The sequence below is a fragment of the Paenibacillus sp. J31R122 genome, assembly GCF_056269185.1.
The window spans coordinates 105932-122903 of record NZ_JBWDNM010000011.1; the positions used below are offsets into that span (position 1 = coordinate 105932).

The following is a 16972-nucleotide window of genomic DNA, read 5'->3' on the forward strand; positions in this document are numbered from 1 at the left end:
GAATAAGCCGCCTTACAAAGTAACTTTTGTATTGCACAACCTAAGTTTAATCTAAGGAGGGTAAAGATATGAGTTTTTTAGGCCATGTTGTCCGGTTTGTTGTGTCTGCGATTGTGCTAATGATTGTCGGGTTTATCGTCCCTCAGTTTAAAGTCGGTGGGTTTTGGAGCGCGTTATTTCTTGCTCTGGTCATCGCGGCAATCGGTTGGGTTATTGAAGGGATATTTGGCAAACGGATTACACCATTTGGACGTGGTATTGTCGGATTTATCGTTAGTGCCGCCGTCATCTGGATTGCTCAATTCATCGTCGGAGGCGTTTCCGTAACAGTACTTGGCGCGATCTTAGCTGCTCTCGTTATCGGGATTATTGACCTGTTCATTCCGGTCAGCACTCCTTATGAAGCAGGAAAACGCAGTCACGACTAATACAAAGGCTGCTTTATCAGCCCTTGATCGCCTAATATGGCTGACAAGGGCTTTTTGCTGTCTATATGACTAATCACATGAAATCAAAATCATTTTCACACCTTGTTCATCACTTTGTCATAGAGCTGTCACTGCAATTATAAATAGGATACGTTACAATAAGATTGAGAAATTTTAACTATCTATTTAGAGTTGAGAGGGGTACTACAGGTGAAAAAATATTTACTATTGGCAAGTGTATTGTGTCTAGCGCTTGTTCTAGCAGCATGCGGAGCTAAAAATAATACGAATAACGGCGGGAACAGCAGCGCAGTTGATCTTGGGCCAGCAACCTCAGAATTAGTAATTACAGCCTCTAATTGGAAGTTTGATCAGACGGAATACAAAATAAAAGCAGGTGAAACGGTTAACATTTCCCTGAAGTCGATTGACGGCGTTCATAGTGTTAAGATTTTAAAATCAAAATTTGATGATATTAAAAATAATGAAACAACAGCTGTCAAATTTGATGAGCCTGGCGAATACAACATCATATGTACTGTGCCATGCGGTAAAGGCCATAGCACTATGAAATCAAAACTAATTGTTATATAACCAGTCGCTAAATACGTTTAACAACAATATGGCTCCTTAAGCCTAAGCCACGGTTAGCTGTATATACCAATGCTGCCGAATAAGTCGTGAATGACTACGTCTCGTAGGTTCACGGCTTTTTGTTATGTTTGCGGGAATAGCAGCATAACATATAGGATCTGTTAGTCTCTATTCGCATAAGTCTAGCCCAAATATAATCACAGCTTAACAAATAGTTAAAAAACTTTGATCGCGTAGACTCTTCCCCTGCAGTCTGCCCTTTGTTAAAATAGTCACCACATAAACCATGAATGGAGGAATTGTATGGGATCATTAAACAATCGAGTTGCCATCATCAGCGGGGCAGGCACAGGACTTGGACGCGCAGCAGCCATTTCCTTCGCATCAGAAGGAGCCAATGTCGTTCTTCTAGGACGTCGCAAGCAAAAGCTTGAGGAAACCGCGATTATCGTAAAAGATCGTACAGGTAAAGAAGCGCTTGTGCTGCAAACCGATGTGTCCGATGAGCATCAGGTACAGGAAGCTGTTGCTGCTGTGCTTCAACAATGGAGCCGAATCGACATTGTGCTGAATAATGCCGCTGTTCTTGAGTCTGGCACCGTAGTAAAGTTAACTTCTAACGAATGGCAAAATCAGATCGATACGAACTTAACCGGACCTTTTCTCTTAAGTAAAGCTGTAATACCAGCTATGCGTAAAGTGAAATACGGACGAATTATAAATATTACATCCGGTCTTTCCTGGAATGGAGCAGGCGGTTATGCCGCTTATAGCGCAGCCAAAGCCGGGTTGGAATCGTTAACGCGCACGCTCGCCGATGAAGAGCATGAGCATGGAATCCTCGTTAACTTATATAATCCAGGCACGCTCCGCACCGAAATGCATGCCACTGGCAAAGACCCTGCAGTCGTTACTCCTGATCTTATTCGCTTAGCTAATCTCCCGGCTGGTGGCCCCACCGGCACGCTTGTTTCCTACGGATAATGCTAATTAGCAGAAATCATATAAACATTCGATTCCAGTTAATCACCTATAGTATCAAGAAATTAGCACTCCTATGTCCGCTAATTTTATGAAAGTCATTATTTATGGCCAAGAAAGTAACGCTTCAATGCACGCTAATATTACGAAAGTCACCATCAGTCACCAATCTCATCTTGGTGACTTATTTTAATCCATACCAAAACCAGTTCAAAACTGAAATCAGCCGTTGACAGCTAGTGAGTAAGCTGGCTTGCTCTTCATTAGTCGTATTTGACTGTATTTCATACAATCAACTCCACATCAAAACATCGTATTTCGACTCAGACTGTATTTTATACAAGCTAATCGTCCGTTTTGCAGAAAAAAAGCTTCTCACTATCTATTTGATTGTATCTTTTCCATTCAAACACATAAAAAAGAGAAATATCAGATGTTTGAATGGACAATATACATTCTACATGCCTAATTTTCACGTTCGTTGAACTAGGACGTTGATAACTTGTTGCCTTGACCTAATTCCAGTTCAGCAATAGTCAGCTCTTCTGAACGGTGTGACGAATGCGCTATTCTAAACACTATTCTGCTTTCTCCTTTGACGCCTGAGTACACAAAGTTTTGGAATCCATTCCTATTAACCAACGAATTCTGATCTATTCCAAACAACTCTGCAGACTGACTATCTACTCCATTTGACAATAAAATCTTCACTGTCGGATCCATTTACGATCTCTCCTAATAGCATTAAGCCCAATTATAATACCATACTCACTCGCTATTATTTGGTAGAAATTGATTATATCTAAATGGTATCGTGTATCTATTGTGTATCCGATTCCTGTTAAGCCTTATAACCTCCGCTTACATCATAACGATCCAACAGAAAATATTTAATCTTATCCGCTACAAAAAAACCGCAGTGTCAGCAAAGGCATTCACCCTTGCTCCCACTGCGGCTTTGTTGTTATCTTGTTAGCTTGTTAGCTTGTTAGCTTGTTAGCTTTGTTCGATTAGTTCAATCCACTCGTTGTACTCCGTTTGCAGCTTGGAATACTCGTTTTTGAGCTTATGATGCTGTTCTTGTAAATGCGTATGATCCTCTGCTAGTCTCTCAGCAGTTCGTGCAGCTTCATCACGCTCGTAGGCTAATGATTCCGCTATCCGCGCTGCTTCATCTCGCTCGTTAACTAGCTTTTCTACCGTACGTTCCGCCGCATCTCGCTCGAGAGTAAGCTTTGAAGTATGCTCGCTTAGCTCTTCCTTCAGCTCTGATGCAGCTGCCGCCTCTTGCAAGGCTTGCTCCAATTGATCGAGCAGCGCCTCTCCGTCAGCTTCCTGAGCTTGCTTCTCAAGCACAAGTCTCTCAGCCTCGGCTGCCGCTTGATCCGCATATTTCTGCTGTGCTTGAAGCAACTCGCTTAGCTCCCGCTCACGGGCAGCGGCTGCTTCAAGCTGCTGCGCCGCAATTCGCTCACGAGCCGCAGTTAGCTCAAGCTGCTCGGTCAGCTCCTGCTCCTTTGCCGCTAGCTTTTCCAGCTCAACTTTGGCAGTTTGCTCGCCTTGTGCGCTGGCCGAAGCTGCCTGCTTGATTTGCTCAAGCTGGACTTGCAGTTTTTGCATGCTTTCATCATGATCATGCTGCTGCAGCAAAAGCTTCTCCTCTTGATTTGCTGCAAGCTGCTTATAACGCTCTTCATGCTCGTCTATGATTTGCTTGATGAATGCTTCGTGCTCCGCAGCTGTTTGTTTATTGCGCTCTTCTTGCTCAGCTGCTTTATGTTTAAGCAGTGCTTCTTGCTCAGCTACTTTTTGATTATAACGTGCTTCATGCCCGGCTGCTGCTTGTCTATTGCGAGCTTCCTCTTCAGCTGCTTTTTTCTTGAGAAGTGCTTCATGCTCAGCTATTTTTTGATTATAACGTGCTTCATGGACAGCTATCGTTTGCTTAAGGATTGCTTCATGCTCTGCAACAGCTTTCATATAACGCTCATCGCGCTCCGCTATCGATTTCTTATAGCGTTCCTCGCCTTCAGCAACCACCTGCTTAAATAAATCATCATGTTCTGCTTCAGTAAGCTCAAGCTGCTCGGAATGCTCTCTTCGAAGCGACTCTAACAGTTGTGCATGCTCCTGCTCACGCAATGCCAGCTGATCCTCATAAGCTTCTTGAAGTGTATGTCGCTGCTTCTCAAGCTCTTCTCTCAGCGCTTGCCGGCGTTCATCCATATCTTGTTTATGTGCAAGCTCTAACTCTTCCTGCTCCAGCTGAACCTGCAGCAGCTGCTCTTCTTGCTGCTTGTATTGTTCCTCCAGCAGCAGCATTTTTTCTTGCTGCTGACGTTCAGCCTCCTGCGATTCGTTCAAGCGCTGCTGCAGCTCTGATGAGCGCTTATCAGCAGCAGATACATGACTCCGCTCATGCAGGAGCTTCTGCTCTAACTCCTCAATTCGCTCAAGAGCATGACCCTTCTGTTCTTGTAATTGAGTAAGCTCATCTCGGGTTCCATTAAGTTGCGCTGCTTGTAATTCTCCTTCTTGCTCTAGCTGCGCATATGAAGTTCGGAAATGCTCCTCTTGCTCCATCGCCTGCACAAGCTGCTCTTCTGCTAATGCAATACGAAGATCTAACTCTTCTTTATCTGTTATCCAGCCTTGCTTCAAATCAGCAACCTGATCCTGCAGACGGCTTCGTTCCTCAAGCCAGCCATTTCTACGTCGTTCAAGATCCGCACGGAATGCTTGCTCTGTATCGACTTCTTTCGTCTTCCACGCCTGCTCCCGTTCCTCATTCAGACGCGCTTGCTCTAAGCGTTCAGCATCTGCTGCCGAAATCCAGCTTTGCTCGCGATTATCCCATTTAGTCTGCCAGCTCAGTGCAAGCTCTGTCAGCAACGCGTCTTTCTCCGCTGTCACTGCAGCTAATTCTGCTTCCTTGTCTGCAGTTAAACGTGTAATCTGCTCCGTCTTCTCAAGCTCCAGCGCTGCTAGCTGTTCAGACTTCTTCCGTTTAATAGCTTCAAGCTGCTCCGCTTTTTGTCGTTCAAAAGCTGCAAATTGTTCTTCCTTCTCTAACTCAAGAGCAAGTAGCTGCTCGTCTTTTTCTAATTCAAGCGCTGCCAGTTTCTCGTCTCTCTCTAGTTCAAGAGCTGCCAGCTTCTCGTCTCTCTCTAGTTCAAGCGCTGCCAGTTTCTCGTCTCTCTCTAGTTCAAGAGCTGCTATCCTTTCGTCTTTCACTAGTTTAAGCGACACTAACTGCTCATCTTTCTCTAGCTCAAGCGCTAACAGCTTTTCGTCTCTCTCCAGTTCAAGAGCTGCTATCCTCTCGTCCTTCTCCAGCACAAGCGCTGCAAACTTCCCGTCTTTCTCCAATTCAAGTGCTGCCAGCTTTTCATTCTTCTCTAGTTCAAGCGCTGCCAGCCTCTCATCCATCTTACGACCAAGCACAGCAAGCTTTTCTTCTCTATCGCGAATCAAATTAGCTACCCGCTGTTCATTTTGCTGCTTAAGAGCAGCTGTCTGATCCTCAAACGACTTAAGCGCTTCTGCAGCGGCTGCTTGCTGAACAGTTGCTTGCTCTGCCGCCATCTCCAGCATCTGCGCGATATCCGCTTCTGCGGCAGCCTTTGCCGCTTGAATTTGCTCAGTTGACTCTCGCTTTGTCTCGATTAACGATGCTTGCAGCATTGCCGCTTGCTGAGTCGCCTGCTCAAGCTGCTGGCTCATTAAGACCAGCTTAGCTTCTTCCTCTGTAAGTCTTGCATTCTCGCGGCGCAAACGAAATACTTCCTCTGTAACTTGAACAGTCGCAAGCACAGCAAGCTTCGGCATATCCAGTCGCGGATAACCTTTAGCCAGCTTCTTCATGCTCTCGTCGATCGAACTGGCGACTCGCTTCATATATTCTACATTGGTGTGACCTTTTAGCTTATATTGAACTCCATATATATCAACTGTTACTACCGTTTGTTCAGTATCCATTAAGGCGAATCCTCCTATTATCTAAGTTGCGCCTCTTAGTCTAGCAGAAACGAGCGCATTATCCGTAATTTATGGATGATGCGGTTTCGCGTTGAAAGATAAACAAAGTATCCAAAGAAATCATACCTCTTACCTTCCTCTAAAAAAAGTCGCATCGAAGCCCACTAGGAACTATTTCGATGCGACTTTGAAGGTTTCCTGCCTACTTGCGTAATTCCGCTGCAAAAGATTGTTCTAATTTTAAAACAACCTTCTCGTGCACAGCACTGACCTCTTCATCTGTCAATGTACGCTCTCCATGACGGTATACAAGGGAGATTGCAATGCTCTTCTTGCCCGCGCCCAGCTTCTCTCCTGTAAACACATCGAATACTCGTACGGACTCCAGCAATTCACCAGCAGTACTCCAAGCTGTACTAGTCAGATTAGCCGCCGCTACCTCTTGATCAACGACAACAGCGATATCTCGCTGCATAGCCGGATAACGAGGAAGCACCTTATAAGCAATATCCGAATCCGCCAGCTCATAAAGCAGATCGAGACCTATTTCAAGCACATACGTATCCGCTAGATCAGCTTCAAGTTGAAGTCCAGGATGCAATTGCCCCACATAACCTATTACTTCTGGTCCTTTACCCGCGTCGATTAGAACAGCTGCTGTTCTTCCTGGGTGGAAATGCTCTGGCTGAGCCGCTTCGTATGTTACACTGGCTGTTAAACCAAGCACCCCGAATACCGTCTCCAAAATCCCCTTCGCATCATAAAAATCAACCGGAACCGCCTTGCCACTCCATTGCGCCTCTGTGCGATTTCCTGTTAAAAGCGCTGCAAAGCGGTGCTTCTCTTGTGGCAAACGAGTAAGCTGCTCCTCATCGGTATGGAATACGCTGCCGATTTCAAATAATGCCGCGGATTCATTTTTACGATTACGGTTGTATGCCGCTGTTTCCAGCAGCTGTGCTATAAGCGTAGTCCGCAGCAAGCTGCGATCTTCACTCATCGGCATTGCCAATTGTACGGGCTTCGTATTCTCAGCTAACACCGGGAACAGCTTAGTGCGCTCAGGCCCAGTGAAGGAATAGCTTACGACCTCATGCAAGCCAGCATCTGACAATCGTTTACGCAGTTCGCGGCGAATCGCTTGCGGCTTAGTAAGCGAGCCCGGTATAACATCTCCGTGAACAAGCGTTGTAGGAATGTTATCGTAGCCATATAAACGGGCAACCTCTTCAATTAAATCAACAGAACGGGTAATGTCGCCGCGACGTGTCGGCACATTCACTGTGAATAAGTCATTACTAGAAAGCTCATATTCAAAATGTAAACGGCCAAATATCGTCTGTACTTCAAGACGAGATAGATCCGTTCCAAGATAGCTGTTAATTTTATCTAAAGATAGGTCAATTTTTGTTGTTTGAGCCTCGCCAGTAGAAACCTCAACGATTCCATCCGTAACAAGACCTTCAGCAAGCTCGGCAATTAGAGCTGCAGCGCGGTCAAGTGCAGGAATCACTCTTGCTGGATCTACTTCCTTCTCGAACCTTATACTTGATTCCGAGCGCAGTCCGAGCTGACGTGACGTTTTCCGAACTGTTCCGCCGTCGAATCTTGCCGACTCCAGTAAAATATTAACAGTTGAATCCGTTACTTCTGTGCTAGCTCCGCCCATAACGCCCGCAAGCGCTATCGGATTAGTACCGTCCGTAATAACGAGCATATGAGGCTCAAGCTTGCGCTCTTGATCATCGAGAGTTACAAGCGTTTCACCTGAGTTCGCAAGACGAACATCAATTCTTCCGCCCGGCAGACGATCTGCGTCGAAAGCATGTAACGGTTGGCCATATTCAAGCATTACGAAGTTGGTTACGTCAACGACGTTATTAATCGGCCGCACGCCAGCGGCGATCAATTTATTTTGCAGCCACAAGGGAGAAGCACCGATTTTAACATCTTTAATATAACGAGCTGAATAATGCGAGCAATGCTCAGGAGCGCTAATACTTACAGATACGAGACCGTCCGTTTTCACAGTACTGGCCGGTATAGACGCATTTGGCAAAAGAACCTCGCGTCCCGTTAAAGCGCCGATTTCATAAGCAACGCCAATCATACTAAGACAATCCGAACGATTCGGAGTCAGATCAAGCTCAAGCACTTCATCATTAATTGCTAGAACGTCGCCAATTGATGCGCCGATCGTTGTTGATGCAGGCAATACCAGAATTCCTTCCTGCTGATCCTTCGGCAGCAGCTTTTCATTTAGACCAAGCTCTTTTGCCGAACAGATCATACCTTGTGATTCAACGCCGCGCAGCTTCGCGCGTTTAATTTTGAAGTCACCAGGAAGTACTGCTCCAATAACAGCTACAGGAACAAGCTGCCCCGCATCGACATTTTTAGCGCCACAGACGATTTGAAGTTCTTCTCCCGTCCCGACGTCAACTTTACATACGTTCAGCTTATCCGCATCCTGATGCTTTTCTTTCGATTTAACATAGCCGACTACTACGCCAGTCACGCCCTTGTTGCGGGATTCCACGACATCGATTTCAATACCGCCGCGCGTCATCTTCTCTGCTAGCTCTTCCGCTGTGTAGCCAGAAAGATCGATATATTTATTCAACCATTGATAGGATACATTCATCGTTTTTCTTCCCTTCTCTCTTTGTTACATTCTCGCAAACTGACTTAAGAAACGCAGATCGTTCGTATAGAAATGACGAATATCGTCAATGCCGTATTTCAATAACGCGATACGCTCAACACCCATACCAAATGCAAAGCCGCTCACCTCTTCAGGATCGTAGCCGCCCATTTCAAGTACGCGCGGATGCACCATACCGCAGCCTAGAATTTCAAGCCAGCCTGTATGCTTGCACATCCGGCAGCCTTTTCCGCCGCATTGGGCACAGCTTACATCTACCTCAGCGCTTGGCTCTGTGAATGGGAAGAAGCTTGGACGTAGACGAATTTGTGTTTGGGAGCCGAACATTTGCTGTGCAAACTGCAGCAGCGTCCCTTTCAAATCGCTCATTCGAATGTTTTTGCCGATAACAAGTCCTTCGATTTGATTAAATTGGAACGAATGAGTCGCATCGTCATCATCGCGGCGGTATACTTTACCCGGGCAAATAACTCGAATTGGCGTTTCGCCATTTTTGGCTTTCATTGTTCGCACTTGTACCGGTGACGTTTGCGTACGCATCAATATATCATCCGTAATGTAGAACGAATCCTGCATATCGCGAGCCGGGTGATTCTTCGGTAAGTTCAACGCTTCAAAGTTGTAGTAATCGGTCTCAACCTCTGGACCTTCCGCTACTGTATAGCCTAATCCGATAAAAATATCCTCAATCTCCTGTGCCACTTTGTTCAACGGATGAACAGAACCTGTTGGCAATTGCTTGCCAGGCAGCGTTACGTCAAGCGTCTCCGCAAGAAGTCTATTATTTGTTTCAGCTTGTTGGAATGCGGCCTGCTTCTCTTCGATTACACTCTCGATTGCCGCACGAACCTCATTGCCAACCTGACCAATAACCGGACGCTCTTCCGCGCTGAGTCCGCCCATGCCGCGCAAAATCTCAGTCAACGCGCCCTTTTTTCCTAAGTATTTAACACGTAAATCATTTAACTGCTGTGGGTTTTCCACTTGCTGCAGCTCTTGAAGCGCTTCTACGCGCAGCCCTTCCAAACGTTCCTTCATTTTTCTTCGCCTCCATATCATCTTTCCTCAATCATTCAAGCGTAAACGGCTGGCGCCGTCTTTGCGGTAAAAGCATTCGTTCCGCTGTGAAATCTAGGCGGAGTATAAGCGTGAAACTTTTACTTTCCTATATTTGCACAAAAAAAAGGCCTCTCTCCCTAAAGGGACGAAAGAACCGTGGTACCACCCTAATTTGAATTACTGCCTGGCCTTAGTGCTCGTAAATGACTAAAATAACGTCATCCTTTGCACTGACGGAAGCTTGTAATTCCTCTAGCCCCATAACGGCGGGAACCGTACGCACCCTACTTGCGCTTCGCGGCACACCGCTTCGGCGTTTCAGGGGTCTGCTCCGGAGTGAACTTCAGCAGCCTTATTTCACAAAGACACTCTCAATCAACGGTGTCTTCTCCCTGTGCGAAAGCACTGCTTACTCTTCTCCATCATAGCTTTACATCGATTATGATACATTAATCTATATTATATGCAAACATCAGTCACGATGCAACAATTATGGTTCATTAATACGTTGTTTTCTCTAAGTTTATTTACGAATCAATTCTCATCATCATTTCTTCCAATAACCGAATACGTGTGACTTTTCTCCGTTGTCGAAGCAAATCGATTGAACAACAAAGGGCAAATCACAGCTTCTTTATATAACAGCATTGTACACAATTCAAAAAGGGCTTCCCTAAAAGGTTCGTTAAACCTTTTAGGGAAGCCCTTTTTGAGAATAGCTTAACCTATCAATCCGCTGCGCTCTACGCTTTCTACGAAATAACGTTGAGCAAACATATACAATAGTACGATCGGAGCAATAAACAGCAGCTCCCCCGCATTTTTTATCATATAAGCATATAGTGGATCTGTCATAGAGAACGAAGCCCACATAATTGGAAGCTTTGTCGATAGTACTTCCGAAGATGTCAGGAATAGAGAAACGAAATAATTGTCATTCCACTGCCATACGAACGAGAACAGTAGAACTGTTACCATCGCTGGTACCGCGTTAGGCAACATAATACGCCAAAACGATTGAAATACGCTGCATCCATCAATGTAAGAAACCTCTTCCAGCTCCTTAGGAAGACCTCGGAAAAACTGAATGAATATGAAGATAAACAAACCACTCTTTATTCCCATTCCGGTAGCTGACTGAAGGATGAAAGGCCAATAGCTGTCTAGCAGATTAATTCCCTTCTGCCCGGTGAACAATTGGACAAGACCCAAAACATCAAAGTAACGATAATTTAGATAGGTCGTGATCATAATGGTTTGTACAGGAACGATAATCGTAAAGAGCACGCCGCCGAATAATAACTTGCTCCCTTTAAAGGCCAGCCTAGCAAAACCAAATGCTGCCAAGGAGCAAGAAACGACCTGTAAGATCGTCGAGATCGTTGCAATAGCTAAGGAATTCATAAATACTTTTGGATAACTAAGTGCTTCAAAAGCAATCTTAATCGTATCCAATGTGAAGTGTTTAGGAATCCAAAGTACGGTTGAGTCATACAAATCCACACGATCCTTGAATGACACTGAAAGCTTGAAAAACAATGGGTATAAAATAACAAAACAAAACCCGATCACAAGTATCGTTCGAACGGTTACCCAACTCCAATGCTTACTCCAATTAAGCAAGTTGAATCGCCTTGCACGTTCTCTCCATGCTGCTGTGCTTGAATGGTGGGCCAGCTTCACAGTCCCCCCCCCTATCCTGTTAGTCTTGATAAAACACCTTACGTGAGACGAGTCCCATTGTCACTACTAGAATAAGCGATACGATAACGAAGTACACCCATGCCATCGCTGCGCTCAAGCTGAAATTGAGTGATACAAACGCAGTGTCCGATATCATTTTGCTTAATGCATTAGTGCTGTAGGAATCAATAACGGTATAGACAATATTCGTCAACATGATTGGACTGAGCATTGGAAAAGTGATTTTCCAAAACGCTTCGTAGCCTGTCGTTCCTTCAATTTTTGCTGCTTCGTAAAGAGAAGGAGAAATGGACTGGAGCGCTGCAAGGAAAATCAGTATCTGAACACCAGATGAACTAATAATCTCATAAATCCGATCAACTGAATCGGTTATATAGAATATTAACCCACCCCCGACACCAGCTTCAAACAGCAATCTCTCCAACTCGAAGCTAGTAAATGAAAATGCTCCGCCCCCGCCCTCAGGTGATGCACCTGTTATCGTCGAAGCAATGGTTGCCATCTCGCCGCTGCTCTCTAGTGAAAGTACGGGTGCTGCAAGCATGACAGGAAGGAAAAAAATAGCTCGTGCAAATACCCTTCCTCTAAACTTCTGATTAATCAACGTAGCAACGAACAAACTAAAAATCGTGATGGACGGCACATTGATCAAAAGATCAGAAATCGATTCAACCAGTGTTCGAGTAAACGTGGGATGCGACGTAAATAACTCCTTGTAATATGAAAACCCTTTATACTCTGTAATGAAGCCGCCTTTTCCAAGCGTTAGCCCATTTAAGCTGTATATAAAGGATTCATACAACGGAATGATAAATAAGAAAACGAATCCTAGAAACCACGGTAATACGAATAACATGCCTAATCTAGACTTTTTCTGCTGAAGCGTCGGAATTTTACGCATTATCATAATCCACCGCCGATCACATGGTAACCTTCTGCCTCAACAGAAATACTTTCAACAGTAACCGCTGTTTTATTGTAGTTTACTATTACTTTTTTACCTTTTTCAAAAGTCGTCTCGTATACGCCATCCGCTAACTTACGGTGGCCTGTAATCGTTTGGTCCTGTACGTCTTTCAGAACCGCATTCGCTTCGTTATAGAGCTGTACCGCTTCCTCAAACCAATCCATATAGTGAGCAGAATACAAGTCATTTAACTTCGTGTCCCGAATTACGGAAGGTTGTGCGTAGAACCATTGATAGTATACATTTGACCCCGTCTCAAGTGTTTTAAGCAAGGCAGCTTTACTATTCTGATCACGCTCGTGATTCAAAGGCGTTCCCGAATAGTCTACATATCCATGCAAAACAATGGAGAAGAAAGGGATCTCTTCAGCAGCAATATTAAATTTACTGCTCGTAAGCGGTGCATCAACAATCGTCTTCGCATAAGGCAATGTGTAAGCATTACCTCCGCTAATCATAATATTTTCGGCTTTGTTCTTAATCAGTTGCAGGTTTTCACCTATTATCCCGATTGTTTCCTGTCGATTAATCGTTTCACGTGGAGTAACATCACTGTTTAAGTCCTCTCCCATGTCACGTAAAGAAACTCCACCTATATCGTATTTCTCATAATCCTTCAAAAAGCCCTTTACGACACCACTCAATTTACTTGGAGAAAGTAAATAATACAGGAAAAATTGAGAATTCGTTGTTACAATATCTTTATCCATGGCTATCTTTTCCTTCCAATTAAAGAAGCGCGTAGCATCTCTCGAAGGTTTAAAGCCCTTTCCATCCACGTATACCCGATTAAAAGCAACATCTGGATACAATTCGACATTCTTTTCCTCAACATAGTTCAATAACTTTTCAAACTGTTTCTCGCCTCCAAGAACTTTATCTAGTTTGATTGATGACGGGAGATAATGCTGAAAGCCCTTGTTAAACCATCCTGAATATTTAAGTTGAATGTCGGATATGTCTCGTTGTTCCAATAAGTCTAGTATTTCCATTGCCTGTGAATAGGTTGTTACCGCTTCAACAGATTGATATGGAATACCGAGAAAGTTTTTGCGGACGGGAATCGAGCCGATCAGATCCAGAACGAAAGGCGTGTTGCTGCCACTTGTTTGACGAGTCAGATTGTATTTACTGATCAGATAGTCTCTATAATAATTAGCCATCCCTATATAATCTGCCTCACTATTCGCTAAAAATCCATAGCGAATCTGAATGCCATCATCATACATTTCTGAAAATTTGGGAATTGCTTTCTTAACTGATCCTGCTCTAAAAGTGACCAATTCCATGTCCTTCATTTGGAACTTGGCACCTACACTATTGTAACTATTCAGCTTTCCGCTCGTATCCGCAGTGATTTTTCCCTGTGCGTCTCCTTGTTCAATAACGGCAAACATAGCGGAGTTATCACGTTTTATGCCGAACACTGGAAATCTTGAAATCTGTGTAGGCTGAATTAGAGTCTCCCTCTTATAGGGCGTCTGGTCCTTACCATAAAGCGGAACTTCATAGGCACGCGCCGCTTTATTTTCGCTGTTCAAATTAATGAGCGCTCCTGAACCATCCGGGACAAATATATACCCTTCTTGATCTTGTTCAGCGGCTCCGAAAAATGGCAGCAATTGCAACGTGTGGAGTTGAAATAGTTCAGTATCCTTAACCTCTTCGGTTGGAATTCGAACGACGAGATTATCACCATCTAGCTGATACGTAATAGGAATTGTAAAATTGGGTGCGGCATTTACTACCGTTTCTCCACCATCTGCCAACGCATTATCCTCTTGCGCGTCTTCCTTTGTATAGCCAATGGACTCTAGAATCGAAACAACGTCTTTCACGATATAATCTTGCATTTTTTTACGCTCATACTGTTGCTTCTCTTCATTGAAAAAAAAGCGAGTACGAAGTTTATTTCTGACCTTCTCATCCTCAATTTTGTTCAAAATCCGTTCTTCAAATCGTTCCTTCGTAACTACTGCTGGAATGGAGCTTAATCCTTTCTCCGAGCTTCCAATTTCGTAACTAATTTTGACACCCTTATCGATGAGAGTAATCTCAAATTGATTTTTCTTAATGCTCTCATCGAAATTGTTAATAAAGGATTCATGCCCTTTATCGTTGTAGTACGAGATAATCATTTGTGAGGCTAGATTGGATTTGTTCATACCCGCAGCAATCGCATCTTTATCATTATCAATTGGGTTTGTCGTCCATATTTGACCGTTACGCTTCTCCCTCACACTGACCGCAGTCGTCATCTTATCAAGATAAAGCTCAAGATGCTCATTCTCAGCAATCATGCTTATGCCATCGGGAAGACTGTTTACGGAAGCAATGGTCACTTCAAGGTTATCTTTGTTCACCTGCTGACCACTGACAGCAGCCTCAGTCTGGCTCCGAAATAGAGTCTCATTTAGAGATACTGCTGCAATAAGACAGCATACTATCATGATCGTCAGCCGTTTTTTTATCTTACTCATGCACGTACCTCCTCACGCTCTTGCCCTAATTTCTGTAATGATTGAAATAACGAATGCCATGACCTGCTGCAGCAAGCTGAAGCAGAGAATACTTAGGAAGACAATAAATATCATCACGATAACAGTCAGGAATAGTGTTAAAATTGTTTTGAAAATAGAGTATTGATGAACAGTCATAAGACCAACGAACAATAGGAACATCGTCCAGACAATAGCTATCGAATCAATTAGATAATAGAAAGCTGCTTCTTCTTTCGTAATCATATTACTAAATATGATTTGCGGCAGATACAAAATGACAAGCGGCAGTAGTGAATAACCGACAGCCATAATAATTTCTTTAAACTTTCCTTCTCCATCCATAAGTGTTGTAAGTGACCAGTTGGCCACACAAAACAATACAAACGGCAGCACGATATAAATAAGCTCATCAATGCTATTCAGCTCTGACAACCTGTTGGTATTGACAATGAATCCAGAGTATTGGCGTTTCAGAATCATCGTTACGATGAGTGCGCCCACAATGAACAGCGCAATCTTTACTCTGCCCTTCTGCTCAAACTTCATCTCCCAGAAGCCGTTAAACGGTCTCATTATCGTATAGAATGGAGCTTTCAATATACCCGTTTCTACAAAATAAAGCTTAGGTTGTCTTCTAACCCAGTAAATACGGCCAGCAACAAATAGTGCAACTGCGGAAATCAAGATCGTCATCATCGTTCCGAAATTATTCCATACAAATTCCTTACGATAACGTTTGAACGCCTCAGAATAGTATTTTCGGTTATTACCATTTTCGAAATATTCCATAGCCAGCTTAGTTTCGTCCTTCTTGAGCGCCGCTTTCCCCATACTAATATAAGCAATATCGAAGTTAGCGTTCAGTTGAAGCACTTGCTTCCAAGCAGTTTCCGCTTCTTCTACCTTACCCGCATAATGAGCTTTGGCAGCTTCACGAATCAGCTGGCCGTAGCGTGTCGGTGCAAAAAATGTCAAACGATTCATCTCATTATCTAGTACGGCTACTTTCTCTCCAACCATCGAAAACCCAACTACTTTTTGGAAATTGTCCGACTGCGTTCCGATTCCTCCGAATTGATAGAGGAGATTGCCATCACGGTCATAAGTAAAGATACGATTCCGTGTGGCATCCAAACCGCTGTACATACCGCTTTCATCAGCAAGGACATCAATGAATCTAGAGCTACCTCTAAACCTTGTGCTAGTTACTACTTCTGTCGACGAAGAAAATACCCCAATGTCACCCTTCGGATTAAAATATCCTTCTCGGCGCAATATGTCATCCCCACCAGGGTTGAAGCGTTTGATCGGTTTTTCCGAATTGGTCTCAGCGGATACGCCGTAAATAAAACCACGATCATCGACATCTATGTTGCTGAATTCAACCGGCAGGAATAACTCCATTTGCTCTGACTGCTGCTTGGTTGCAAAACGCTTCCAAAATCTATCAATTGGGCTAAATCTAACTTTAATCGTTCCAACATATCCTTTAAAGTTACCTTCAAAGTCAAGCTCCATAACCCCATCGAAAGCACCTTGTGCGATTACATACATCCGGTCAAACTTATCGACATTTATTTTCAAAGGGAAATATTGAAATTCCTTTGGAATGATGCTGGAAGTAGGAGCTCCGAATGATTCGATGAACTTACCGTCATTGGTAAGTTTAACAATCCGGTTGTTGTACGTATCCGCCACATAAATAATATGGTCAGGACCTACATATACACCATAAGGCTTGTTGAATACATCCTTCTTCCCGCCATTGTCAAAGCTATCTATCGTACGAATAAGCTGACCATTCTCATCTAAGGAAACGATGCGGTTGTTTCCCGTATCAGCAATGTAAATCCGACGATCATCGGCAACGAATAAATCCTGCGGAACATTAAAATTACCAATTCCGAGTTCTGAACCGTACACATGCTTTTCAGCCAAATAAGGGTACGGTGCAGGCTCTGCCTGTTGCCAGTATGAATAGTTATATCCATAATCAGGAAGAGAATTGGCCGGAACAGCATGAGCCGGAACAGTGAAGCCGATCATGAAGCTCATAAGGATAAGAACTGATAAAATGCCCCTTATGGACGCCAAT

11 protein-coding genes and 1 other annotated feature are annotated in these 16972 nt (G+C 43.9%); of the genes, 3 read left to right on the forward strand and 8 right to left on the reverse strand.

The window, feature by feature from the left end:
• The first annotated feature begins 68 nt into the window (after positions 1–68).
• From AC0YN7_RS18770 to AC0YN7_RS18780, 3 genes are all read left to right on the forward strand, one after another.
• Positions 69–428, forward strand: coding sequence for a phage holin family protein (locus AC0YN7_RS18770; RefSeq protein ID WP_475811546.1), 360 nt, complete (start codon positions 69–71; stop codon positions 426–428).
• Between the two features lie 210 nt (positions 429–638).
• The gene (locus tag AC0YN7_RS18775; RefSeq protein WP_475811547.1) at positions 639–1022 is read left to right on the forward strand and encodes a cupredoxin domain-containing protein; all 384 of its coding nucleotides are present in this window, start codon (positions 639–641) and stop codon (positions 1020–1022) included.
• Between the two features lie 303 nt (positions 1023–1325).
• Positions 1326–2006 carry an SDR family NAD(P)-dependent oxidoreductase gene (locus AC0YN7_RS18780; protein WP_475811548.1) on the forward strand — a complete coding sequence of 227 codons (681 nt, stop codon included), beginning with the start codon at positions 1326–1328 and terminating at the stop codon, positions 2004–2006.
• 483 nt (positions 2007–2489) lie between these two features.
• Here AC0YN7_RS18780 and AC0YN7_RS18785 read toward each other — a convergent pair whose 3' ends face one another.
• The 8 genes from AC0YN7_RS18785 to AC0YN7_RS18820 form a co-directional block, all read right to left on the reverse strand.
• Entirely contained in the window at positions 2490–2726 is a 237-nt protein-coding gene (locus AC0YN7_RS18785) for a hypothetical protein (RefSeq protein ID WP_475811549.1), read from the reverse strand.
• A gap of 273 nt (positions 2727–2999) precedes the next feature.
• Positions 3000–5981: a hypothetical protein gene (locus tag AC0YN7_RS18790; RefSeq protein ID WP_475811550.1), complete on the reverse strand. Its 2982-nt coding sequence runs from the start codon at positions 5979–5981 to the stop codon at positions 3000–3002.
• A gap of 202 nt (positions 5982–6183) precedes the next feature.
• Positions 6184–8625, reverse strand: a complete 2442-nt coding sequence (pheT, locus tag AC0YN7_RS18795; protein ID WP_475811551.1) for a phenylalanine--tRNA ligase subunit beta — start codon at positions 8623–8625, stop codon at positions 6184–6186.
• 24 nt (positions 8626–8649) lie between these two features.
• Complete coding sequence (gene pheS, locus AC0YN7_RS18800) at positions 8650–9684, reverse strand: phenylalanine--tRNA ligase subunit alpha (RefSeq protein ID WP_475811552.1); 1035 nt, start codon at positions 9682–9684, stop codon at positions 8650–8652.
• Between the two features lie 159 nt (positions 9685–9843).
• Positions 9844–10140, reverse strand: a binding site (T-box leader).
• A 285-nt stretch (positions 10141–10425) separates the two neighbouring features.
• Positions 10426–11388, reverse strand: a complete 963-nt coding sequence (locus tag AC0YN7_RS18805) for a carbohydrate ABC transporter permease (protein ID WP_475811553.1) — start codon at positions 11386–11388, stop codon at positions 10426–10428.
• Between the two features lie 19 nt (positions 11389–11407).
• Positions 11408–12310, reverse strand: a complete 903-nt coding sequence (locus AC0YN7_RS18810) for a carbohydrate ABC transporter permease (RefSeq protein ID WP_475811554.1) — start codon at positions 12308–12310, stop codon at positions 11408–11410.
• A gap of 2 nt (positions 12311–12312) precedes the next feature.
• On the reverse strand, positions 12313–14856 hold the full coding sequence (locus tag AC0YN7_RS18815; protein WP_475811555.1) for a DUF5696 domain-containing protein: 2544 nt from the start codon (positions 14854–14856) through the stop codon (positions 12313–12315).
• A 12-nt stretch (positions 14857–14868) separates the two neighbouring features.
• Positions 14869–16971: a YIP1 family protein gene (locus tag AC0YN7_RS18820; RefSeq protein ID WP_475811556.1), complete on the reverse strand. Its 2103-nt coding sequence runs from the start codon at positions 16969–16971 to the stop codon at positions 14869–14871.
• Position 16972 lies beyond the last annotated feature (1 nt).

Excerpts from the sequence above, each read along its gene's own strand:
- AC0YN7_RS18770 (WP_475811546.1), top strand. The coding sequence starts at position 69 with ATGAGTTTTTTAGGCCATGTTGTCCGGTTTGTTGTGTCTGCGATTGTG.
- AC0YN7_RS18780 (WP_475811548.1), top strand. The coding sequence starts at position 1,326 with ATGGGATCATTAAACAATCGAGTTGCCATCATCAGCGGGGCAGGCACA.
- AC0YN7_RS18785 (WP_475811549.1), bottom strand. The coding sequence starts at position 2,726 with ATGGATCCGACAGTGAAGATTTTATTGTCAAATGGAGTAGATAGTCAG.
- AC0YN7_RS18790 (WP_475811550.1), bottom strand. The coding sequence starts at position 5,981 with ATGGATACTGAACAAACGGTAGTAACAGTTGATATATATGGAGTTCAA.
- pheT (WP_475811551.1), bottom strand. The coding sequence starts at position 8,625 with ATGAATGTATCCTATCAATGGTTGAATAAATATATCGATCTTTCTGGC.
- pheS (WP_475811552.1), bottom strand. The coding sequence starts at position 9,684 with ATGAAGGAACGTTTGGAAGGGCTGCGCGTAGAAGCGCTTCAAGAGCTG.
- AC0YN7_RS18810 (WP_475811554.1), bottom strand. The coding sequence starts at position 12,310 with ATGCGTAAAATTCCGACGCTTCAGCAGAAAAAGTCTAGATTAGGCATG.
- AC0YN7_RS18815 (WP_475811555.1), bottom strand. The coding sequence starts at position 14,856 with ATGAGTAAGATAAAAAAACGGCTGACGATCATGATAGTATGCTGTCTT.